The sequence below is a fragment of the Nocardiopsis lambiniae genome, from assembly GCF_031845465.1.
Lineage (GTDB): Bacteria > Actinomycetota > Actinomycetes > Streptosporangiales > Streptosporangiaceae > Nocardiopsis > Nocardiopsis lambiniae.
In genome coordinates this window covers 1-357 of record NZ_JAVREP010000051.1, presented here as the reverse complement: position 1 = coordinate 357, position 357 = coordinate 1, and the positions used below count along the sequence as shown (strand labels likewise).

The 357-nt window shown below is 74.8% G+C and carries 1 protein-coding gene; it reads right to left on the bottom strand.

Annotated features, from left to right (window positions below):
• Positions 1-357, bottom strand: a 357-nt coding sequence (locus tag RM479_RS27475; RefSeq protein ID WP_311514585.1) for a trehalase-like domain-containing protein, incomplete at both ends; no start/stop codon positions are given.

The window sequence follows — 357 nt, the reverse complement described above, 5'->3', positions numbered from 1 at the left end:
ACGCCACCGACGCCTGGTTGGACAGCAACGACATGCGCTCGATGGGGGTGGGGCGCTCCCCGAACACCCAGGAACGGCGCTCACCGGCCAGCAGCGCCAACAGCGCCGCCGCCGCGGGGGTGTGGGCCACCCGGTGCGCGGCCACCGACGGCTCGGCCAGATCCCCCACCCGCACCCCGGCGTCCGCGCCGCCCAGGTGCAAGAACACCGGCTCCTCGCCGTCGCCGCCACCGATGTAGAGCACGGCGGTGGCGTCGGTCTGGGTGCGCAGGACCTCCAGGGCCTCGGCCTTGCCGTGGGCGGAGGGGTCCACGATCAGGTCGGTGTCGAACTCGGTGCCGTGCGCGCCGACCAGGC